The following is a 20,795-nucleotide window of genomic DNA, read 5'->3' as shown; positions in this document are numbered from 1 at the left end:
GGCTGGGAATGACCTCGACCTCGCTCAGCAGACCACCGACCGGATTGAGGGAACGCCCGAGGCCGAAGGAAAGCGGTGCGGGCAGGCGCACCTGATCGCGCACGGTGGTTTCGATCAGGCTGCGGTCCTCCGGGGTGCGCACGCTGCCGGTGAGGCGTGCCTTTTGGCCGTCGAACTCCAGGTGCAGTCCGCCAAGGCGTTTGCGCAAGGCGGGCTGCTGCGAGAGCTCCTCCCGCGCGGCCGTTTCCAGATCCTGCTGCAGGTGCGGCAGGCACACCAGCGCACCGACAAGCCAGAGCGCGAAGAGTGTGGCAGCAGAGAGGATCCAGCGCGCGCGAGTCATGGCGGGGGAGGTCACGCTTTTTCGGTGAGCATGCGCACCTCGTCGAAGCTGTAACGACGTGCCTCACCACGCTGATTGGTCTGCAGCAGGGTTTGCGTGCCGGTATCCAGCGAAGTGAGCCAGCCCTCCCCATAGGCCCAGGTGTCGAGGCAGATGCGGCCCGGCAGAATGAGGGGCAGTCCGCTCTTCTGGGCGGTGTGGCCGCACACCTGCGTCTTGCCCGAGAAATGCGGGTGGGAATCATCAAAGCGCCGCCAGAACAGCCAGTCGTCGCTTTGATCCTCCATGGGCAGCATGGCGTTCACATTCGCATGGGCAAAGATATGCGTGTCGTTCATATGCCAGCGGCGCAGGCGCTGGCTCAGGAAGTCCCAGTGCTCCTGCGGGATGGCGTTCCAGTCCGGGAGGTCCATGACGCCGTAGGACTGCATGGTCTGCCTGCCGCCGACGCCATACCATGAACCGGGATCAATCAGCTGGCTGCGGGCATCGAGCATGAGGATCTCATGATTGCCGAGCAGCGGGACGAGCTGGACGCTTTTTTCCAGTTCCAGCAGACGGTCCAGCACGCCGCGGGTGTCCGGGCCGCGGTCCACGTAGTCGCCCAGGGTGACGATCACGTCGTCTTTCTGCGGGGCCAGCTCCTGCAGCATGAGGTCAAACGCGGTCGAGCAGCCGTGGATGTCACCAATGACCAGAGTGCGCCCGCAGCTGCGTTCACGTGTGGGGAGTTGGACTCTTGACGTATGAATGTCGGGAGTGTCGTCGCTGGCCAAAATGGGCATCGTCCAATCTTGCGCGATGAGAGCCGGACGCAACCACCGATCATCGTGTTGGCACAATCCCTTTCGCCATGCAAGGTGTGGGAATGCCACCCACCCTGCAGTCCAGCACCAAGAACCCCGGCCAGCCATACGTTGAGGGTGTTCAGCCCATCTTTGCGGCCCGTGGGCTGCGCAAAGTGTACCAGACCGGCGATCTCAATGTGGTGGCGCTTCAGGGTGTCGATCTCGATTTCCACCCCGGTGAGCTGGTGGTGCTGCTGGGCGCGTCCGGCAGCGGCAAGTCCACCCTGCTGAACATTCTCGGCGGGCTGGACATCCCCACCACCGGCACCCTGCGCTACAAAGGCTGGGACCTCTCCGGCGGCGGCGAGCGCACATTGACACAATTCCGCCGCAACTGCGTGGGCTTCGTGTTTCAATTCTACAATCTCATCCCCAGCCTCACCGCCCGCGAAAACGTGGCCCTCATCACCGACATCGCCCCGGACCCCATGAAGCCGGAGGATGCGCTGGACCGGGTGGGCCTGAGCCACCGCCTGGATCATTTCCCCTCCCAGCTCAGCGGCGGCGAGCAGCAGCGCGTGGCCATCGCCCGGGCCATCGCGAAAAAACCCGAGGTGCTGCTGTGTGACGAACCCACCGGTGCTCTCGATGTGACCACCGGCATCACCGTGCTGGAAGCCATCGAACGCATCAACCGTGAGCTCGGCACCCTGACCGTCGTCATCACCCACAACGCCGCCATGTCCGCCATGGCCGACCGCGTCCTGCATCTCTCCGACGGGCACATCGTCAAGGAAAGCCGCAACGCCACGCGGGTGGACGTGTCCACCCTGCAGTGGTGATCAGGTGAAAAGGATGTGCGTCCCCGCACCGGCGGACTCCTCGTAAAACTGGCCCACGGTCAGCACGTCGTCCACGCGGTCCATCAGGTCTTCCTTCTTCAGCTTGAACATGTCCATCGCCAGCTTGCAGGCGAAGATCTTGCCGCCGGAGTCGGAGATGAGTTCGAGGAATTCGCGCACGGGCGGGATGTCGAGCTTCTCCATCTCCTTGTTCATGAGGTGCGTGGCAAAGGCGGACACGCCGGGGATGGCGCCCATCACCGTGGGGAAGGGCATCGTGATTGGCAGGCCAAGCATCGGCATGGCCATGTTCAGGGCAGCATTGCCCACGGTGGAGACTTTCAGATGGTCCAATGTCTTGTTGGCCAGAGCATTCAGGCCGAAGAAGGTGAAGAACAGAGAGGCCTCGATGCCTTCCATGCGCGCGCCGTTGGCCATGATCAGCGCGGGGTAGATGCCATCCAACGAGCCGCGGCTCACGATGATGGACATCTTCTTCACGGGTTGTTTGTCGTCTGGGGTGCTCATGATCGGAAGAGATGGGGGATTAAATGCAGCCGACGGGCTTGGGAATGCCGGCAATTTTGGAGGACTTCTTCAGCGGGCCGCCGGGGAAGAGATCGTAGAGCTCCTTCGTCGTCACCACGCCGCTTTTGCCCATGCTGCGGATGGTCAGGGCGGCACCTTTGGCCTGCTGCTCGCGCAGGTAGCGCACCACCTTCATGTGGGCGTCCGTCAGCGCGCCAATTCCTTCCTCCGAGGCTATGGCTGCGGCGATGGCTTCATTCCACTGGGAGGCGTCGGTGAGGTAGCCTTCCTCGTTCACGTCGATTTCAGTTCCTGCGATGGTCTTTTTCATGATGGTTGGTGTGGTTGATCATTACGCTTCGGCCGGCTTCTTTTTCTGCCGGCTGATGCCCGGCAGAGGCCAGCCGCGGAGCAGGACGTTCCAGTAGATGTGGCGGAAGGCCAGCTTGCCCCAGTGGTTCACGCGGCTTTCTTCCAGCAGCCGCATGGGGCCGAAGGCGAAGGGAAACGGCCCTTCATGCGGCTCGTATTCGTAATTGAAATCAATCAGCAGCGCCTTGCCGTTGCCGGATTCAATGAAGCAGTTGGAGTGTCCGTCAAACTCCTCCTTGAGCGGCTTGCCGGCGATGTGCAGTAGAATGTTGTCCGCCAGAGTCTCGCTTTCAAAATGGGCCACGGAGCCTGCCTTGGATGCGGGCAGGTTCGTCGCATCGCCGATGATGAAGACGTCCTTGTACTCCACGGACTGTAGCGTGTGCTTTTGCGTGGCGATGAAATCCAGGTCATCCCCCAGGGCGGAGCGGCGCACGGCTTCGTCCCCCATGTTCGTCGGTGTGGTGACGAGCAGGTCATAGGGCACCTCGCGGCCGTCAAAGCACACCAGTTTGTTGTTTTCCTGATCCACCTTCTCCGCCACAAAATCGGTCACCAGTTCGATGCCTTTGTCCCCGAGCAGATGCCCCAGTTTTTTCGATGCTTTCGGTTTGGTGAACGCCCCGGACAGCGGCGTGACGTAGGTCAGCGTGACTTTGTCACGGATGCCCTGCTCGCGGAAGAAAGTGTCTGCCAGGAAGGTGAATTCCAGCGGGGCCACGGGGCACTTGATCGGCATCTCATTGATATGCACCACCACACGCCCGCCGGTGAAGGTTTTGAGCTTCTCGCGCAGCGCGCGTGAGCCATCCAGCGTGTAGAAATCGTACACGTTCACCCGCCACTTGGGGCCCAGCATGCCTGCCGTCTCCTCCGGTGCCGTGCGGCAGCCGGTGGCGACGATCAGCAGATCGTATTTCAGCGTGCGCCCGTCCTTGATCGTCACGGCATGATCTTCGGGAATGATTTGATCCACCTCCGCCTGCATGAACTCGACTCCTTCCGGGATGAAGTCGCGGGTCTTGCGGATGATCTCGCTCTCCTCATACTTGCCGAAGGGCAGAAAGAGCAGCCCCGGCTGGTAGAGATGCCTGTCCGAGCGGTCCACCACCGTCATGCTCCATTCGGAGGCAGGCAGGCGCCTGCGCAGGTTGTTGGCCATGATCGTGCCCGCAGTGCCGCCGCCGAGAATGAGAAGGTGCTTGCTCATGGAGAATTGGAAGGTTGAGTTGCAGTAACTCTATATGCGTGTATGCGTATATACAATAATTAATGTCCACCCAATCTTGTCTTTTATGAGCTCACACCTGACCGCCGATGAACGCGGCATCATCCTGACCTGTCCCGCCTGCGGCACTGCCAACCGCATCGCCTACGCCAAAGCCGCGCAGCAGGGCCGCTGCGGCACCTGCAAGGCGGAACTGCCTCATGTGTCCGCACCTGTCGAGATCACGAGTGCGGCCGACTTCGCCGCCCTCATCACGCACAGTACGCTGCCCGTCGTCGTTGATTTTTGGGCCCCCTGGTGCGGCCCCTGCCAGATGATGGCTCCGGAATTTGCCAAAGCCGCCGCCAAGGCCGCAGGCGCGGCGATCCTCGTCAAAGTGAACACCGACGAGAGGCAGGACATCGCCGGCCAGTTCCGCGTTCAGGGCATTCCCGCCTTTGCGCTGATCAAAGACGGCAGGCTGGTCTCACAAACCACCGGCTTTCAACCGGCGGAGCGTCTGCTGGCGTGGATGCGGAGCCAGTGACTTCTCCTTGTTTTTTCAAGACTGGTCATCCGCTATCTGGCTGGCCAGTCGGCTCCTGACTCGACCCATGTCTTGAGCAGCAGAATTTCACCGGCTGGCAGCTGGTGCGCCGCCGCAGCCTTCATGGATGGCTGCGTTCCAGAGATAATGTTGAGGAGCCGGCTTCCGGCTGCGTCGCCCGGCACGACCAGTGGCGCGCCATTTCGAGATGAGAAGAAATCCTCACGCAGGTCAGCGCGGAAGCCGGAGGTCTGCCGCGTTGGTCCATGACACCTGATGCAGGATGCTTGAAACACAGGCATGATTTCCTTCCAGAAATCGACCTTGCCCATGCGGGGGCTGGCAGTGACGGAGGCGGCATGGTCCGGCGGTTCGTTGAGCGGATGCAGCGGTACCTCTCTTTCCCGCACGCCGAGATGGGTCGCCAGGGCAAACAAACCGGCCAGGATGAAGAGCACGGCCAGCGTCAGCAGTCCGGCGTGCTTTCCACCGTTTGCACCACCGCCTTGAAAACAAGTGAAGCGATGGCGGATCATGGTGACGATCCAATCCCAGTGAAGCACCAGATGAATGACAAGGACCAGCAGCAGAACAAGGCTGGCCCAGGAATGAATGGTGCCCCACTCATGCCGCGACAGCCCCCACAGCTCATGCGTGCGGTTCGTGGCTGGCGGCAGCGGAAAGCGCAGTACATAGCCCGTGGCCACCATCGCCAGCAGGCAGGCGGCTGCCAGCAGGTCGATGAGCAAATTGAAAGGGCCCCGGCTCATGTCAGTGTGGTGAACTGTTTACTTCCGCCGAAACTTCACGAAGTAGTTTTCCTTCAGCACGTCCTTCACCTCGTCGATTTTTTCAAAACCGGCGGCGGTGATCTCGGCTTCGAAAACTTCCTGTCCGGCGCGGACGTGGCCCATCACGAAATCGCTGCTTTCACCGGGGATGCGTTTGAAGTCAATCAGCACCAGCACGCCTCCGGGCTTCAGTGCTTTGTGCAGCGTGGCGAGGCTGGCCTGCGGGAACTCGAAATGGTGATACACATCGCAAATGAACGCGAGCTCGACGCTGGCCTCCGGGAGTTCGACGCTGCGCCCGGTGCACTGAATCGTCTGCACATTCGCCGCATGGGCCTTCGTGGCGCGGGCCTGGATGTGTTCGAGGAAGTTCTTCGCGATATCGACCGCATACACTTTGCCACTCTCCCCGACCGCCTGTGAAAACGGCAGCGTGAAGAGCCCCGTGCCCGCGCCGATGTCCGCCATGGCCATGCCGGGCTTCAAACCGACCGCAGCGGCGATCTTCGCCCGCTGGTGGTAGATCTCGCGGCTCTCGGTTTCAAACTTCTGTGTCCACTCACCGACCTTGAGCTTGGGATCGAGGAACTTGTCGTTGATGCCGGGCTTCACGCTCGCGTCTTGCGCGAAGGAGGTCGTGACGAGAAGGCAAAGGAGCGGGAGGATGCGTTTCATGAAGATTGGAGGGGTGGAGTCAAAGAGATCGCTCATGGATCATGCCATCTTCCACATCCACGATGCGGTCAAAGACATCGAGCGTGCGGTGATCGTGAGTCACAACGAGGACACCCGCGTTGCGCTCGTGGGCGACTTTGGCAAAGAGTTCCATCACCTGGCGTCCGCGCTGGCTGTCGAGCGCGGCAGTGGGTTCGTCGGCGAGGATGAGGCTGGGGTTGTTGGCCAGCGCACGGGCCACGGCGACACGCTGCTGCTCGCCACCGGAGAGGGCGACGGGCAGGTTGCCGGCTCGCTCGCCGACACCGAGGTAGTCGAGCAGTTCCATCGCGCGTGCGCGAGCGGCCTTCGGGGCGGTGTCGTTGACTTCGAGGGCGACCTGCACGTTTTCCAATGCGGTGAGAAAGGGGATGAGGTTGGCCTTTTGAAACACGAACCCAAGATGCTGGCGGCGAAAGGCGCGCAGATCGACGAGCGCCTTCGGACCATCAAGCACGGCCGCGCCACCGATCATCACCAGTCCTGATGTGGGAGGATTGATCAGCGCCATGGCGGTGAGAATGGTGGACTTGCCGGAGCCGCTGGGGCCGAGCATGCCGACGATCTCTCCGCGTGCGATGGTCAGCGAGGCATCGCGGATGGCGACGACTTCGGTGTGGCCGCTGCCATACACTTTGCGCAGATGCTGGACTTCGACGGCGGGAGCGCTCATGCGGAGAGGACGGTGTTGGGCTCCACGCGCAGGGCTTTCCAAATGCCGAGCAGGCTGGCGAGTGTGGAGATGACGAGGACGATGAAGCCGAGTGAAATGAGGTCTGACGGCTCCACGACGACGAGACGCGGAAAGTGCGGAAACGTGAACTGCCCGATGACCCATGCCAGCGCATAACCAAAAGCGCCCATGAGAAGCGACTGCTGCAGAATGAGGCCGCCGATGACTCCATTGCGGGCGCCAATGAGCTTCAGCAGGGCGATGTCGCGAATTTTGTCGAGCGTGAGCGTGTAGATGATCAGCGCGATGATGATCGTCGAAATGATGATCAGGAGAACTCGGAAAAGGCCGAGCTGACGCTTCGCCTTGTCCACCATGCCGGAGAGCAGCAGGTCCTTTTGCTCCTGAGTGGAGAAAACCGAGATGTCCGGCCAGTTGCCGAGCGTGGCACGAACGGCTGTGGCATCCGCGCCAGGCTGCAAGGTCACAAGCACGGCGCTGACCTGCGGCTTCGACAGCGCGGGAATGCTGCCGGAAGGTCCGGCGGCGCGATCCAGCAGCAGAGGCTGCAGGCGGCCGATCTCGATGCTCTCCAATCGTGCACGCCGTGCGGCGCGTTCCAGGCGCACGGCTTCTCCCGGCACGTCAGATTGAATCGCCAGCGCATCGCTCACAGTGAAAAAAGTCAGTCCGTCGCCACTGGTGCCGACCATGCCGCGCGTGTGGCCAACGACTTCATAGACATCCTTGCCGAGCCTGACTTTTTCACCCAAAGGCAGGTGCAGTGACTGATCGGCGATCATTTCATAATGCGCCTGCCGCAGCGCACGCCCTGCCACCAGCGGAATCCACGCGCCGCGATCCTCCGGCCACGAAAGGCCCTGAACCACCATGCGCAGCGGCCTGCCCTGATGCATGCGTTGAATCGTATGCGACACGAAGCGCCGTGATTGGGCCACGCCCGGCACCGCGCGCACGCGGTCCTCCAGGCTGGCAGAAATCCGCGAGATCTCCGCAAACGGCCCGCGCGTGCCGCCCTGCACGACCCACAGATCCGCGCCCACACGGTCCACCAGCAGCGTTGCTTCATGGATGAGACCACGATAGATGCCGCCCATGCCCATCACAATCATCAGCAGCAGGCCGATGCCCAGCGTGGTAAACACAAAGCGGCCCGAGTTGTGCCGGATGTCGCGGACGGCGAGGTTCATGGCATTTGAATGAACACCTCCGCGCGCTGGCCGATGGTCCATTTCTTTGGCAGTTCATTGACGCGTACATCGACGAGAAACTCGCGCGTCTCGCGGTCTGTCTCGCGGCCGATGCGGGAGACCACGCCGGGGTAGTCCTTGCCGCTTTCGGAACGGAAAACGATGCGCGCCTTCTGGCCGGGCGCGATTTTCGAAATGGCCGTTTCATCGACCCACGCACTCACCCAGATTTCTTCCAGCGAGATAAGTTCCATCAGTGAGCCCCCTGGCACGAGCATGTCGCCCGGCTCGCGAGTGCGCCGGATGATGAGCCCGTCGTAAGGTGCGCGAATTTCCGTGAAGGCCATCTGCTCCTTGCGGTACAGCAGCGTCTTTTCCGCCACCAGCACCTGGGCCTGCGCCTCGGCGATGGTCGCGTTCGAGCGGTTCAGATCAGCCTCCGCCACATGCAGCGCTTCCGAAGCCTTGTCCTCGTCCGTCTGGGAAACAGCGTTGGAGGTTCGCAGTCCGGTCATGCGCTTGTGATCGAGCCGGGCCTGCGCCAGCACCGCCTCCGAGCGTGCCAGATCCGCGCTCACTCGCGCCGCTGTCTGCCGCGCCGCTGCCAAAGTCGCTTCCGCGATGGCCACCTGCTGCTTAATCTCCGCGTCATCGAGCCGGGCGAGCAGCTGCCCGGCTTTCACCGCATCTCCCTGATCCACCAGCACCTCCGCCAGACGCTCTTGAATGCGTGAGCTCACCGTCGTCTTCACGCGCGCTTCCAGCGTGCCGGTGCCCATCACCTCATGCGTGATGCTGTCTTGACTCAGCTTGGGCTCCTCGACGGGCTTTGGAACCACCTTGAACTTGTAGAACGCCGTTCCGACCACGGCGATGACTGCAAACCAGGGCAGGAGACGACGCAGGAAGGTGTTTTTCATAAAGTTCGTATCAGCGGGTTGCGGTGCTGAAGGTGCGCCATGAGCCGGCGAGGTTGCGCACTTTGAAGCCATGCTGCACGAGCAGGCGGCATGCGAAGTAGCTGCGCTGACCGCTCTGGCAGGAGGCAATGATCTCCTTGTCCTTTGGCAGTTCGCCCAGGCGTCCGCGCAGCTCATCCAGCGGGATGTGCATGGAGCCGGGGATGCAGCCCTTGGCGCGCTCGTCCGCCCTGCGCACGTCCAGCACGAGGGAATTGTCAGGATCAAGCGTGGCAATCTCATGCCACTGCGCGAGCGCCACATCTCCGGCGAGCACGTTTTGCGCGGCCATGCCGGCGAGATTCACGGGATCTTTGGCGGAGCCAAACGGCGGCGCATAGGCGAGCTCCAGCTCGGCGAGATCATCCATGGTCATGCCGGCTTTGAGCGCGGTGGCCAGGACGTCGAGGCGCTTGTCCACGCCATCGCGGCCCACAGCCTGAGCGCCGAGCAGCTTGCCCGTGCCTGCATCAAAGAGCACCTTCATCGCGATGGGTTCCGCGCCGGGATAATAGCCTGCATGAGACATCGGGTGCAGATGCAGCGCCTGGTAGTTTCTGCCAGCGGCACGCAGCGTCTTTTCATTCGCGCCGGTGCAGCCTGCGGTGAGGCCAAAGAGACGCAGCACGGCGGTACCCTGCGTGCCGTGGTAGGCGGAACTGCGGCCCATGATGTTGTCCGCAGCGATACGGCCCTGGCGGTTCGCCGGACCGGCCAGCGGGATCAGGCTCCACTCCCCGGTGATGACATCGCGCACTTCCACGACATCGCCGACGGCATAGATCGCCGGATCGCTTGTCTGCATGCGCTCATTCACGCGGATGCCACCGCGATCGCCGATCTCCAGACCTGCGGCCTTGGCCAGGGCGCTCTCAGGTTTCACGCCCATGCCGAGCACGACGACATCCGCAGGCAGACGGCGGCCATCTTTGAGCACCACCACGGAGGCTCGGGCGGGCTCGGCATCGGTCGGTGCTTCAAAGGCGGCCACGGCGCTGCCGGTGCAAAGTTCGACGCCATGCTGCTTGAGCTCCAGATGCAGCCACGCGGCCATCTCGGGGTCGAGCGGTGCCATGACCTGCGGCAGTGCTTCGACGAGCGTCACGGAGACGCCGCCGTGGCGGACGAGCTGCTCCGCCATTTCCAGACCGATGTAACCGCCGCCGACCACCACGGCCCGGGTGTCCTCGGTCTCGCTCATCCATGATTTGATCCGCACCACGTCAGGCACGCTGCGCACCACGAAATGGCCCTCGCGCTGGATGCCGGGAATCGGCGGGGTCAGCGGTGCGGCACCCGTGGAAATGACAAGTGCGTCGTAGGGAAGGGCGTATTCGCGGCCATTCGTCAGCTCGCGGACGTTCACCACTTTGGCCTCGCGATCAATCGACACGACCTCGCTGTGCACACGCACGTCGAGGTTGAATCGCGCGTGCAGGCTCTTTGGAGTTTGCACCAGCAGATCCTCCTCATTCGGGATCTCACCGCCGACGAAGTAAGGCAGGCCGCAGTTGGCAAAGGAGACGTGGGGGCCGCGCTCCAGCACGGTGACTTCACAGGTCTCGGAAAGGCGGCGTGCACGTGCGGCGGCACTGGCACCACCGGCGACACCTCCGATGATGACCAGACGTTGGGGCTTCATGAGGATTTGGATTGGGTTTTTTCAAAACGTGCGACGAGCGCGAAGACTACGGCCGCCATGACCACCAGCCCCGCATACCACACCCATTCCGGCAGCGTGGAGAGTTCAGGCAGGCGCTTTTTACCGAGATCGGCCACTGGCAGGATGTTCGCGGCGATCCAGTCGTAGCACAGCGCATAAGCTGCTGCGCCGACGAGCATTCCCAGGAAGCCCACGAGCGCATCCAGCTTGCCGGTCGCAATGGCTGCGATGCCTGTGCCGGGGCAGTAGCCGTAGATCACCATGCCGATGCCAAAGAGCAGCGCGCCAAGGATGACCGCGAGCATGTGGGCGGGCTTGATGTGCCAGTTGGACAGCTCCTGACCGTGCAGGATGAACAGGCCCACGCCACCCACGACGATGGCGGTGAACATGACCTTGAGCACGGTGAAGTCACGAAACAGAAACTGCTTCACGATGACATTGAAGTCCGTGACGCCGCCGCGATGCAGCAGCACGCCAAAGATGAAACCAAAGAGCAGCCCGGCCCAGAGCAGACTGGAGCCGGTGATGAAGGCGGGAAATGTTTGCATGAGATCAGGATTTGGAGGTGCTGCGGAAGAAGAGGAAGGCGGTGACGATGCCGCTGATGAACATGGCGATGAAGAAGGTCCAGCTGCTCACGGCGAGCTGCAGCGAACCACTGATGCCGTGGCCGCTGGTGCAGCCATCCGCCAGCCGTGCGCCGAAGATGAGGACCACGCCGCCGAGGAAAGCGGCGAGGAATCGTTTGCCAACGGACGGGCCAAAACGCTCGCGCCAGATGGTCGGCACGCTCTCCAGCTTGAAGCTGCCGCTCACCAGCGCACTGGCCAGAGCGCCGAAAAAGGAGCCGAGCACAAACAGGCTGCCGTAGTCCCAGGCAGGCACCGCTTTTTTGGCCCAGTATGTGTTGGCCGCCACGCCATCCGCGCCCAGCACGGGCAGTGCACACGCGCCAGAAGCCTGCGCGATGCCGGTGGAGATGCCAATGGGCTTGTCAGCCAGCGTAAAGGTGAGGATGCTCAGCACGCCGATCAGCGCGCCAACGAGGTAGGGATTCCAGCGGTGAGTTTTCATGGTTGGCGGAGAGAAGAAAGGTTATTCAAACTTGATGTAGGCGAAGCCTTGCAGCTGCAGATCGATCAGACGCGGGAAGGCGCCCACGACGAGTTTGACGCCGGGCATCAGTTCGGTGGGCTTCACGCCTTTCTGCTGCATCGTGTTTTCACACAACTCCACCTGCACGCCGCGCTTGATGAGTTCCGCAAGGAACTCGCCGTTCGGGTTGGCCGCATCCACGCCGAGGCGTTTGCGGGCTGCATCATTCACCACGGCGGCGATGCCGGTGCCGTGATAGACGAGATGCAGGTGCACCTGGTCTGCGGCGATGCCGTGTTTCTCATAGGTGTTGATGAGTTTGCGGGCGTAGAAGAGGCCCTTGTTTACGCCGTCGTGGGCCACGTCATCGGTGACCTGATAAACGATGCGCAGGTTCTCGCGCACCTGGATCGGAATGACTTCCGGTTCGGCGGCAGAGGTGGAGACGGTAAGGGCGAGGAGGGTGTAGAGCAGGTGTTTCATGGTTGGGATTCGGGTTGCCACGACATGTAGCCGCGGTGGATGTGCTGGATGTTGCGAAAGCCGAGCTGTTTCAGGACGATCACGGCCTTGCGGCTGCGAAAGCCGCCGGCGCAATACACCAGCACGGGCTTGTCCTTGTTAAGCGCGGCCACCTTGGTTTCGAAGGCTGCGTCGCCGATGGAGATGTTCACCGCGCGGGGCAGCGCGCCGCCTTCAAATTCGCCGGAGGAGCGCACGTCCAGCACCTGCGTCTCGGGGTGGTCGCGCAGCCACGCATTGGCCTGGCCGGCATTGAGGTTGGCGCACACGGAGCCGGGGGCCGCTTTGAAGAGACGGCGGTCCCAGTCTCCTTCATACCAGTACCAGCCGACGATGACGGCGATGAGAATAACAAAGGTCCAGATCATATTTCGAAGGGGCATGGGGGGATGAAACAGGCTGCTCAGGCACCGCCGAGTTTTTTCACCTGTTGAGAGAGACGTTTGAGGAGGTTGTTGCAGACGTTGTCGCACAGTTCGGTGATGCTCGGATCGGCGATGAAGCAGATCGCGGTCAGGCCTTCACGGCGGCGGCCGACCATCCCCGCGTCCACCAGTGACTGCACATGGCGCGAGACATTCGCCTGCGTCAGGCCGGTGGCGGTGACGAGTTCGGTGATGTTCTTTTCGCCCTCTTCCAGTGCGCGCAGAATTTTCAGGCGGCTGGGTTCGGAGAGCGTGCGGAACCAGGAGGCGATCAAAGTGAGGGCCTCCTCGGAGACCGGTGGCAGGGATTTTTTGGTGCGTGAGGCCATGGGGGATGGAATGTTTACACGTTGAATCTATATGAATGTTTACGCATATAGTTGCGTAACTGGAACAGCATGAGAGTGGTTCCGTCCACCAAAACCTTGGCCTTTGGCGTGCTTTGAAGTGTGGTGAAAAGGTGCATGGTCAGTTGATAAACTGGCTGCGGACGGCCGGAGAGATGTCCAGCGAAACGATCCGGCCGGGCTGGCCCATGATGACGGGGGAGTGCTCCTTCAAATAGCGGCGCACCGCCTGGTGTGCGTCCACATCGAGCACTTTGACATCCAGCACATCGCGCATGCGGCAGACGGTGCTTTCCACATCGCCTTCGCGTTCACAGGAGGTGAGGGTGTAGAGCCGGTCCGCCTGCACCGGCTGGCCGTTGATCCGCATGTCGCTGATGCGCCGGCCTTCAGGCCTGCCGGCATGGAAGCTGAAAGTGAGTCCGGATGTTCGTGGCACCCAGCCGCCGAAAAGGCGCTTCGTATTCTTGGAGAAGACGTTTTCAAGCTCACGCTCGAAGAACTGCTGCAACTGCGTGCCGCTGACCTTGCCGGTCTTCAGCCGTGAGTTGATCGGGTAGTAGTTCCACAAGTCGTTTTCAGTGATGTTCCCCACGGGAATGGGGTAGGCGAACCGGAATCCGTTGGAGAGCGCGATCTCGGTGCCGCCTGCCGCGCGCAGCGCATCGGCAAGCACGGCGTCCGCAGGCGTCTCCACCGGCGCGTAGCGGAACAGCGGTGACTGGGTGCTGCCAATGACGCGGTTCAGATTGTCGCGATAAGGCGCGAGGGATTTTTCCACCAGTTCCTTCACAGCGGCATCCTCCTCATAGTGGCTGGCGCGGAGTTCGATGAGATTCCAGTCCCGCCGTGTGATCCTGCCATCCTGAACGAAGATTTCCAGCTTTCCCAGATGAGAGCCGAAGGCCCCTGCTTCCACCACCCAGGTGCTGCCTCGGATCACCGCCTCTTCCGTGCGTTCGTGGGTGTCAGCGGAAAGAATGACATCGACACCTTTCAGGGTTTCCGCCAAAGCAATGGCTTTGGGCAGGCCAATGTGGGTCATCAGTACCACGAGATCGGCCTGACCCTCTTTTTTTGCCTCGTCCACCAGCGGCTGAAGTATGTCTGTCTCTTCATAGTGAATGCCTTTGCTGAAGGACGGGGGCTGACGCATCGGGACATCCGGATCGGTGAAACCGATGAGGGCGACTTTCAGTCCGGCAGCGTTGTGAATGACGTAAGGCTTGAACAGGCGCTGCTGCGTGTCCTCATCACGCATGTTGGCGACGACCGCCGGAGCCGTGAGCTTCTTGCTGATGTTCAGCAGCACCTTTTTGCCAAAGATCACCTCCCAGTTTCCAGGCAGCCAGTAGTCGAGTTTCAGGGCATTGATGGGATCCACCATGGTGACGCCCTCGCTCATCGCGACATGTCCGGAGCCCTGGATGGTGTCGCCAAGGTCAAGCGTGATGGTGCCCTCGGGATTGGCGGCGCGGATCTCGCGCATGAGTTTCGCGATACGCGCCACTCCTCCGGCGGTGACGATTTCATCCTTGCCGCCAGCCCAGTACATTTCCGGGTGTTCTTCCAGCTGGCCGTGGATGTCGGCGAAAAACGCGAGGGTGATTTTCTTTTCGGCGGATGGCGTCCCGGCGCGTGAAAAAGAAGCGGATGCCAGTGCCGCGAGAGTCGCGCCGCACATTTTTCGGCGCGTCAGTGTGGAGGAGGGAGTCGTGTGTTGTTGCATGCAGAGGGGGGGGATTTATCGAAATGAAATGCGTGACTGTCTCATCAATCACGAACCGCCGAGCCCCTTCACCTGATGGGTGAGGCGCTTCAGGAGGTTGTTGCAGACGTTGTCACACAGCTTGGTGATGCCGGGGTCGGCGATGAAGCAAATCACTGTCAACCCCTCGCGGCGGCGTCCCACGATGCCGGCATCGACGAGAGTCTGGGCGTGGCGGGAGACGTTTGCCTGGGAGAGGCCGCTGGCCTCGACGATTTCAGAGATGCTTTTCTCGCCCTTCTCCAGCGTGCGCAGGATTTTCAGGCGGCTGGGCTCGGAGAGCGTGCGGAACCATGAGGCGACCATGCCGAGCGCCTCATCGGAGACGGTGTGGTGTTTTTTCTGGCTGTGGGCGGACATGGCGGAAAAATTGTTTGCGCTGAGTGTTTATATGCGTATAGACTCATATAGTCAAACAAAGAAACATCATGGAAACAAATTCAACCTTCGGGGTCCTGTTCATCTGCACTCTGTTCAGCACGCTCGCGGTGCTGCCCTCCTGCGCCCAGCAGGGCGGTGGGCGCGGGATGCCGCCTGAGGCACGCGAGCAGATCCACACCCTTTTTGACAATCACGCCAGCATCCGCCGCGAGGTGAAGTTCACCGCCGACGGCTACACCGCCGTCACGGAAAGCGATGATCCGAAGGTGGCCGCCGCTTTGAAAAAGCATGTCGGGCAGATGCAGACGCGGCTTGCGGATGGGCTGAGCGTGCGCCGCTGGGATCCGGCCTTTGCCGAATACTGCGACCACTATACGGATATGGACCACGAATTCACGCCTACGGCCAAGGGCGTGCGCATGACAGTCAAAGGACGCACAGCAAACGCCGTCAAAATTGCTCAGAATCATGCCAAGGTCGTTTCTGCCTTTGCCGCACATGGGTGGAGCGAGCACGACAAAAAGCATGACGCCGTCACCCGCTAAATTTGCCCCCACCCAAAACTCAACCACACACACTCTCACCATGAAACTCGAAAACGCCATCCGCGCCCTCGCCGGCACCATGATCCTCGTCAGCCTGGCCCTCAGCCATTTTGTGAATCCGAACTGGCTCTGGCTCACCGCCTTCGTTGGCGCGAATCTGCTGCAGTCCGCCTTCACCGGCTTCTGCCCTGCTGAAACGATTCTTAAGAAACTCGGCGTGGGCGGTTCCTGCTGCGGAAAACACTAAATAAGAGGAGCGCTGCACAGCCTGCTTCTGTTAGCCTGAACAAGAATCCAGCCCCGCTTTTTATGACCGTCATGAAACGATTTCTCTCCTTCAGCGTACTGCTCGCCCTTGCCGCCTGTGGCAGGCATGAGGCCGCCCCTCCCGCCACGACAACCCTGCCCAGCGTCACGGTGAAAGTGCAGGTGGCCCGGCTGCAGCCGCATGTGGCGGCCGAAGAAGTCGTCGGCACGGTGCGCTCCAAATTGCGCGCTCAGGTGGAGGCCAAGATCAGCGGGCGTGTGCTGGAATACACCGCCACGCCCGGCGCGGCGGTGAAGGCGGGGGACTTGCTCGCTCTCCTGGAAAACCAGGAAATTCAGGCCAAGGTGGATCAGGCCAAGGCGTTGCTCGATCAGGCTCAGCGTGACTTTGCGCGGCAGAAGGAACTCGTCGCCAGCAATGCCACCACGCGGCAGGACTTCGATGCGGCTGATGCGCGTGTCAAAGTGGCCACTGCGGGTGTTCATGAAGCCGAAACGATGATGGGCTACGCTCGCGTGACTGCGCCCTTTGATGGCGTGGTGACACGCAAGCTCGCCGACGTGGGTGATCTGGCCATGCCGGGCAAGCACCTGCTCGAAATGGAAGCGCCGACCACGCTGCGCTTTGAAGCTGATCTGCCCGAAGCCATTCTGGACCGCATCACCATGGGGGCGAAGATGCAGGTGAAGATCGCTTCCGTGGCGAAGCCGCTCGATGCCACGGTGAGTGAGATCGCACCGGTGGCCGATCCCGTGAGCCGCACGTTTCAGGTGAAGCTGGATCTGCCGGCGGCGGAGGGGCTGCGCACCGGCCAGTTTGGCCGTGTGGCCGTGCCGATGGCGGAAATGCAGCTGCTGATGGTTCCCAGGGCCAGCGTGATCAAGCGCGGACAGATGGAGCTGATTTTTGTTGTCAAAGAAGGGCATGCCAACCTGCGCCTCGTAAAAACGGGCAAGGCGATCAATGGCAGCATCGAAGTGCTGTCCGGCCTCGAAGAAGGCGAGCAGGTCGTGATCAGTGATGTCAGCAAACTCGCCGATGGCCAACCCGTGACGATCCAGCCATGAGCGAACCTTCCAATCATTCTGAGAACCTGGGCGTCGCCGGCCGCATCGCCGCGATGTTCATTGACTCCAAACTGACCCCGCTGGTCATCATCGCCTCCGTCATTCTTGGCGCGGCGGCCATCGTGCTGCTGCCACGTGAAGAGGAGCCGCAGATCAAGGTGCCGATGGTCGATGTCATGGTGTCCATGCCCGGCTCATCCGCGAAGGAGATCGAAGAACGTGCCACGCGGCCGATGGAAAAGCTGCTGTGGGAGGTGGCCGGGGTGGAGTACCTCTACAGCACCTCACGCGACAGCGAGAGCCTGGTCATCGTGCGCTTCAAAGTGGGCGAGGACCCCGAGCGCAGCCTGGTGAAGATCACCGAGAAACTGCGCGCGAACTTCGACCGCATTCCGATGGGAGTCACACCGCCGCTGATCAAGCCGAAAAGCATTGATGATGTGCCAATCCTCGCGCTCACCTTCCACAGCGCACGCTATGACCACCTCACCCTGCGTCGGCTGGCGGCCCAGGTGGATGAATCCGTCAAACAGGTGCCGCTGGTGGCGGAAACAAATCTGCTGGGCGGCGCGCGCCGTGCGGTGCGGGTGATGCTTGATCCCGTGAAGCTGGCCTCGCGCAATCTCAGTCCTGCGGGCCTGGTGCCCATGCTGCAGCAGGCCAACCGGCAGTTTCGCGCAGGCGGCCTGACCACCGGCAACAACGAGGTGCTCGTGGAAACCGGGGCCTTCCTGAAAACCGCGCACGATGTGGGCGATGTGGTCGTGGGCGTGTTCGGCGGCAGACCGGTGTATCTGCGCGAAGTGGCCGAGATCCATGATGGCGGCGAGGAGGCCGTGCAGTACGTACTTCATGGCACCAAGACGGACGAAGAACCTGCCGTCACGCTCAGCATCGCCAAACGCCCCGGGGCAAATGCCATCTCCGTGGCTGACGAAGTGATTCGCAAGGTGGACCTGCTCAAGGGCTCGATCATTCCCGCCGATGTCACCGTGAGCGTGACGCGCAACTACGGCGAGACCGCATCGGAGAAGTCGAATGAACTGCTGCTGCACATGGGCATCGCTGTTTTCAGCGTGGCCATCCTGATCTGGCTGACACTCGGCTGGCGGGAGAGCGGCATCGTCGCCGTTGCCATCCCGGCCACGCTGGCGCTGACGCTGCTCGTTTTTTACCTCTACGGCTTCACGCTGAATCGCATCACCCTCTTCGCGCTGATCTTCAGCATCGGCATCCTGGTGGATGACGCGATCGTCGTGGTGGAAAACATCGTGCGTCATTTCCACCTGCCGCAGAACAAGGGACGGGACTGGTCAAAAATCGCCGTCGAAGCCGTGGGTGAAGTGGGCAATCCCACCATCCTCGCGACCTTTGCCGTGATCGCCGCCGTGCTGCCGATGGCTTTTGTCGGCGGTCTCATGGGGCCCTACATGCGGCCGATTCCGATCGGTGCCAGCGCGGCGATGTTCTGGTCGCTGCTCATCGCGTTCATCGTCACGCCCTGGGCTTCCATCCGCATTCTGCGCTGGGGTGGCAAGTATTCGAAACTGACGGAAGGCGTCGCGGTGGATGACGGCCACAAGCATCTCGCGTCTGAGCACGCGGAAGATTTCTTCACCAAGCTGTACCGCCGCATGATGGGCCCGCTGATTCATCACACCGGCTGGCGCTGGATGTTCCTCGTCGGCATCACCGTGCTGCTGCTCGGGGCCATGGCGACGGTCGGCCTCGGCTGGGTAAAGGTGAAGATGCTGCCGTTTGATAACAAGAGCGAGTTTCAGGTCATCCTGAACATGCCGGAAGGTACTTCGCTGGAGCAGACGACCGCCGTGGCGCGGGAGATGGCGGCAGCGATCCGCACGGAGCCTGAAGTCACCGACTACCAAATCTATGCCGGCGTCGCCTCGCCTTACAATTTCAACGGCCTGGTGCGCCACTACTTCATGCGCCGTGGCGCCAACGTGGCGGACATTCAGGTGAACCTCGTCGGCAAGCATGAACGCAAGGCGCAGAGCCATGACATTGCCAAACGGGTGCGCCCGGCCGTTGCCGCCATCGCGGCACGCTATGGCGCACGTGTGGCCATTGCTGAAGTGCCGCCGGGACCGCCGGTGCTGCAAACGCTCGTCGCCGAGATTTATGGGCCGAATGAAGCCGACCGTCTGAAACTCGCCGAAGCGGTGAAGAACATTTTCAAGTCCACGCCGGGTGTGGTCGATGTCGATTGGTACATCGAGGCCGACCAGCAGAAGGCGCGCTTCGTCATCGACAAGGAAAAGGCCGCGCTGCACGGCATCAGCGCCGCCACAATTTCACAGACACTCAAAATCGCCGTGGATGGAGAGACGGTCGATCTGCTGCATCAGCCTGAAGAGAAGGAGGACGTGAACATCCGCCTGGAACTGCCACGTTCCGCGAAGACCACGCCGGAGGAGTTGCTCGCGCTGCGCGTGCGCTCTGGAGATGCCAATGCCTTGCCCGAACCCGGTGCCTCCGGTTCCCCCCTCGTGCCCTTGCGTGAGCTGGTGAAGGTGGAGCACGTCACCGTGGAGAAGAGCCTCTATCACAAGAACCTGATGCCCGTGACCTACGTCATTGGCGATGTGGCCGGCGTGGTTGAAAGCCCTGTGTACGCCATTTTCAAGATGAATGAGGCGCTCAAGAAACTTGACACACGCGAGTTCGGCGGCAGCGGCGCGGAACTGCAGATCCTCAATGCCTCCATGCCCTTCAGCGATGCCGAACCCGCGCTGAAATGGGATGGCGAGTGGCACATCACTATCGAGGTCTTCCGTGATCTCGGCGCCGCTTTCGGTGCGTGTTTGATCCTCATCTACGTGCTCATGGTTGGCTGGTTCCGCAGCTTCATCACGCCTGCCATCGTGATGATCGCCATTCCGTTCTCGCTCGTCGGCATTCTGCCTGCGCATGGTCTTATGGACGCGTTTTTCACCGCCACCAGCATGATCGGCTTCATGGCAGGTGGTGGTATCGTGGTGCGAAACTCCATCATCCTGGTCGATTTCATCGAGCTGCGCATTCAGGAGGGCATGCCGCTGAGCGAGGCCGTGATCGACGCGGGAGCCGTGCGCTTCCGCCCCATGCTGCTGACCGCCATGGCCGTGGTCGTGGGTGCGGCGGTGATCCTTGCCGATCCCATCTTCCAAGGCCTCGCCATCGCGCTCATGGCCGGGGAGATCGCCAGCCTCTTCATCAGCCGCATGGCCGTGCCGGTGCTCTACTTCATGGCCAACAAGCATTCTCATCCTGAACCCAAAGCCTAAAACACTATGAAACCCAACATCGGAACCGTGGACCGCGCCCTGCGCGTCATCGTTGGCCTCGGCCTCATCGCCTACGGCATCGTCAATCACACCTGGCTGGGAGCCCTCGGTGCCGTCCCTCTGCTCACCGCATTCATCCGCTTCTGCCCCCTCTATGCCCCCTTCGGCATCAGCACCTGCGGCAAAGGAGGCAATGGTAAAGGTGGTGGCTGCTGCGGAGGCGGCAAGTGCTGCTGATTCCAAAACTCCATTCATATTTCCATGTCACGCTTTCTCATTCCCATCGCCATCGGTGCCGCCATTGGCTCGGCATTGGGCTACTTTGGCCAGTGCAGTTCAGGCACCTGCCCGCTTACCTCGACGTGGTGGCGCGGAGCCATCTACGGCAGTGTGATGGGTCTGCTGATGGCGCTTGGCTCGGGGCGCTAACCGGACAGGCCACGCCGCAGTGT

General features: G+C 61.6%; 26 protein-coding genes. 8 read left to right on the top strand and 18 right to left on the bottom strand.

The annotated features are described in order from the left end of the window. Together WAW39_RS28935 and WAW39_RS28930 are read right to left on the bottom strand one after the other, a co-directional pair. On the bottom strand, window positions 1-343 hold a 343-nt coding region (locus tag WAW39_RS28935), incomplete at its 3' end, for a hypothetical protein (RefSeq protein WP_422323016.1). A gap of 11 nt (window positions 344-354) precedes the next feature. Further along, the gene (locus WAW39_RS28930; protein WP_422323014.1) at window positions 355-1,128 is read right to left on the bottom strand and encodes a metallophosphoesterase; all 774 of its coding nucleotides are present in this window, start codon (window positions 1,126-1,128) and stop codon (window positions 355-357) included. An 83-nt stretch (window positions 1,129-1,211) separates the two neighbouring features. Between WAW39_RS28930 and WAW39_RS28925 the strand changes: the two genes are divergently transcribed. Next, complete coding sequence (locus WAW39_RS28925) at window positions 1,212-1,973, top strand: ABC transporter ATP-binding protein (RefSeq protein WP_422323012.1); 762 nt, start codon at window positions 1,212-1,214, stop codon at window positions 1,971-1,973. Here WAW39_RS28925 and WAW39_RS28920 read toward each other — a convergent pair whose 3' ends face one another. Genes WAW39_RS28920 through sqr form a run of 3 tightly spaced genes read right to left on the bottom strand, consistent with a single transcriptional unit; the run spans window position 1,974 to window position 4,083 of the window. Further along, on the bottom strand, window positions 1,974-2,501 hold the full coding sequence (locus tag WAW39_RS28920) for a DsrE/DsrF/DrsH-like family protein (RefSeq protein WP_300931549.1): 528 nt from the start codon (window positions 2,499-2,501) through the stop codon (window positions 1,974-1,976). It abuts the gene before it with no gap. A 19-nt stretch (window positions 2,502-2,520) separates the two neighbouring features. Beyond that, complete coding sequence (locus WAW39_RS28915; protein WP_422323010.1) at window positions 2,521-2,832, bottom strand: TusE/DsrC/DsvC family sulfur relay protein; 312 nt, start codon at window positions 2,830-2,832, stop codon at window positions 2,521-2,523. Between the two features lie 21 nt (window positions 2,833-2,853). Next, a complete protein-coding gene (sqr, locus tag WAW39_RS28910; RefSeq protein ID WP_422323008.1) occupies window positions 2,854-4,083 on the bottom strand; it encodes a type III sulfide quinone reductase, selenoprotein subtype in 1,230 nt (409 codons plus the stop codon). An 85-nt stretch (window positions 4,084-4,168) separates the two neighbouring features. Between sqr and trxA the strand changes: the two genes are divergently transcribed. Next, on the top strand, window positions 4,169-4,627 hold the full coding sequence (gene trxA / locus WAW39_RS28905) for a thioredoxin (protein WP_422323006.1): 459 nt from the start codon (window positions 4,169-4,171) through the stop codon (window positions 4,625-4,627). 32 nt (window positions 4,628-4,659) lie between these two features. Here trxA and WAW39_RS28900 read toward each other — a convergent pair whose 3' ends face one another. The 13 genes from WAW39_RS28900 to WAW39_RS28840 form a co-directional block, all read right to left on the bottom strand. Beyond that, the gene (locus tag WAW39_RS28900; RefSeq protein ID WP_422323004.1) at window positions 4,660-5,397 is read right to left on the bottom strand and encodes a DUF4405 domain-containing protein; all 738 of its coding nucleotides are present in this window, start codon (window positions 5,395-5,397) and stop codon (window positions 4,660-4,662) included. A gap of 18 nt (window positions 5,398-5,415) precedes the next feature. Then, window positions 5,416-6,093, bottom strand: a complete 678-nt coding sequence (locus WAW39_RS28895) for a class I SAM-dependent methyltransferase (RefSeq protein ID WP_422323002.1) — start codon at window positions 6,091-6,093, stop codon at window positions 5,416-5,418. Between the two features lie 19 nt (window positions 6,094-6,112). After that, complete coding sequence (locus tag WAW39_RS28890; RefSeq protein ID WP_422323000.1) at window positions 6,113-6,805, bottom strand: ABC transporter ATP-binding protein; 693 nt, start codon at window positions 6,803-6,805, stop codon at window positions 6,113-6,115. Further along, window positions 6,802-8,016 (bottom strand): ABC transporter permease, encoded by a 1,215-nt coding sequence (locus WAW39_RS28885; protein WP_422322998.1) that lies wholly within the window; start codon window positions 8,014-8,016, stop codon window positions 6,802-6,804. Before WAW39_RS28885 ends, WAW39_RS28890 begins: the two co-directional genes overlap by 4 nt. Next, entirely contained in the window at window positions 8,013-8,936 is a 924-nt protein-coding gene (locus WAW39_RS28880) for an efflux RND transporter periplasmic adaptor subunit (protein ID WP_422322996.1), read from the bottom strand. Before WAW39_RS28880 ends, WAW39_RS28885 begins: the two co-directional genes overlap by 4 nt. 10 nt (window positions 8,937-8,946) lie before the next feature. Continuing rightward, on the bottom strand, window positions 8,947-10,617 hold the full coding sequence (locus WAW39_RS28875; RefSeq protein WP_422322994.1) for an FAD-dependent oxidoreductase: 1,671 nt from the start codon (window positions 10,615-10,617) through the stop codon (window positions 8,947-8,949). Beyond that, a complete protein-coding gene (locus WAW39_RS28870; RefSeq protein ID WP_422322992.1) occupies window positions 10,614-11,189 on the bottom strand; it encodes a DUF6691 family protein in 576 nt (191 codons plus the stop codon). Before WAW39_RS28870 ends, WAW39_RS28875 begins: the two co-directional genes overlap by 4 nt. Window positions 11,190-11,193: 4 nt before the next feature. Further along, on the bottom strand, window positions 11,194-11,715 hold the full coding sequence (locus WAW39_RS28865; protein ID WP_422322990.1) for a YeeE/YedE thiosulfate transporter family protein: 522 nt from the start codon (window positions 11,713-11,715) through the stop codon (window positions 11,194-11,196). Window positions 11,716-11,736: 21 nt separating this feature from the next. Beyond that, a complete protein-coding gene (locus WAW39_RS28860; RefSeq protein ID WP_422322988.1) occupies window positions 11,737-12,219 on the bottom strand; it encodes a DsrE family protein in 483 nt (160 codons plus the stop codon). Next, entirely contained in the window at window positions 12,216-12,641 is a 426-nt protein-coding gene (locus tag WAW39_RS28855) for a rhodanese-like domain-containing protein (RefSeq protein WP_422322986.1), read from the bottom strand. The genes WAW39_RS28860 and WAW39_RS28855 overlap by 4 nt, the downstream gene beginning before the upstream one ends. Before the next feature lie 20 nt (window positions 12,642-12,661). After that, entirely contained in the window at window positions 12,662-13,012 is a 351-nt protein-coding gene (locus tag WAW39_RS28850) for an ArsR/SmtB family transcription factor (RefSeq protein WP_422322984.1), read from the bottom strand. A gap of 139 nt (window positions 13,013-13,151) precedes the next feature. Further along, window positions 13,152-14,759, bottom strand: coding sequence for a bifunctional metallophosphatase/5'-nucleotidase (locus WAW39_RS28845; protein ID WP_422322982.1), 1,608 nt, complete (start codon window positions 14,757-14,759; stop codon window positions 13,152-13,154). A gap of 48 nt (window positions 14,760-14,807) precedes the next feature. Continuing rightward, window positions 14,808-15,158, bottom strand: a complete 351-nt coding sequence (locus WAW39_RS28840) for an ArsR/SmtB family transcription factor (RefSeq protein ID WP_422322980.1) — start codon at window positions 15,156-15,158, stop codon at window positions 14,808-14,810. A 68-nt stretch (window positions 15,159-15,226) separates the two neighbouring features. Here WAW39_RS28840 and WAW39_RS28835 point away from each other — a divergent pair, with 68 nt between their 5' ends. From WAW39_RS28835 to WAW39_RS28810, 6 genes are all read left to right on the top strand, one after another. Continuing rightward, window positions 15,227-15,724: a hypothetical protein gene (locus tag WAW39_RS28835; RefSeq protein WP_422322978.1), complete on the top strand. Its 498-nt coding sequence runs from the start codon at window positions 15,227-15,229 to the stop codon at window positions 15,722-15,724. A 40-nt stretch (window positions 15,725-15,764) separates the two neighbouring features. Next, window positions 15,765-15,971 (top strand): YgaP family membrane protein, encoded by a 207-nt coding sequence (locus WAW39_RS28830; RefSeq protein ID WP_422322976.1) that lies wholly within the window; start codon window positions 15,765-15,767, stop codon window positions 15,969-15,971. A gap of 71 nt (window positions 15,972-16,042) precedes the next feature. Then, complete coding sequence (locus WAW39_RS28825; RefSeq protein WP_422322974.1) at window positions 16,043-17,059, top strand: efflux RND transporter periplasmic adaptor subunit; 1,017 nt, start codon at window positions 16,043-16,045, stop codon at window positions 17,057-17,059. Beyond that, window positions 17,056-20,343 carry an efflux RND transporter permease subunit gene (locus WAW39_RS28820; RefSeq protein WP_422322972.1) on the top strand — a complete coding sequence of 1,096 codons (3,288 nt, stop codon included), beginning with the start codon at window positions 17,056-17,058 and terminating at the stop codon, window positions 20,341-20,343. Before WAW39_RS28825 ends, WAW39_RS28820 begins: the two co-directional genes overlap by 4 nt. A 6-nt stretch (window positions 20,344-20,349) precedes the next feature. Then, window positions 20,350-20,580 carry a YgaP family membrane protein gene (locus tag WAW39_RS28815; RefSeq protein WP_422322970.1) on the top strand — a complete coding sequence of 77 codons (231 nt, stop codon included), beginning with the start codon at window positions 20,350-20,352 and terminating at the stop codon, window positions 20,578-20,580. A 24-nt stretch (window positions 20,581-20,604) separates the two neighbouring features. Further along, window positions 20,605-20,772 carry a DUF6132 family protein gene (locus WAW39_RS28810; protein ID WP_422322968.1) on the top strand — a complete coding sequence of 56 codons (168 nt, stop codon included), beginning with the start codon at window positions 20,605-20,607 and terminating at the stop codon, window positions 20,770-20,772. Window positions 20,773-20,795: the final 23 nt, after the last annotated feature.

The organism is Prosthecobacter sp., assembly GCF_049294395.1.
GTDB lineage: Bacteria > Verrucomicrobiota > Verrucomicrobiia > Verrucomicrobiales > Verrucomicrobiaceae > Prosthecobacter.
This window is presented reverse-complemented; position numbering and strand designations above follow the sequence as displayed.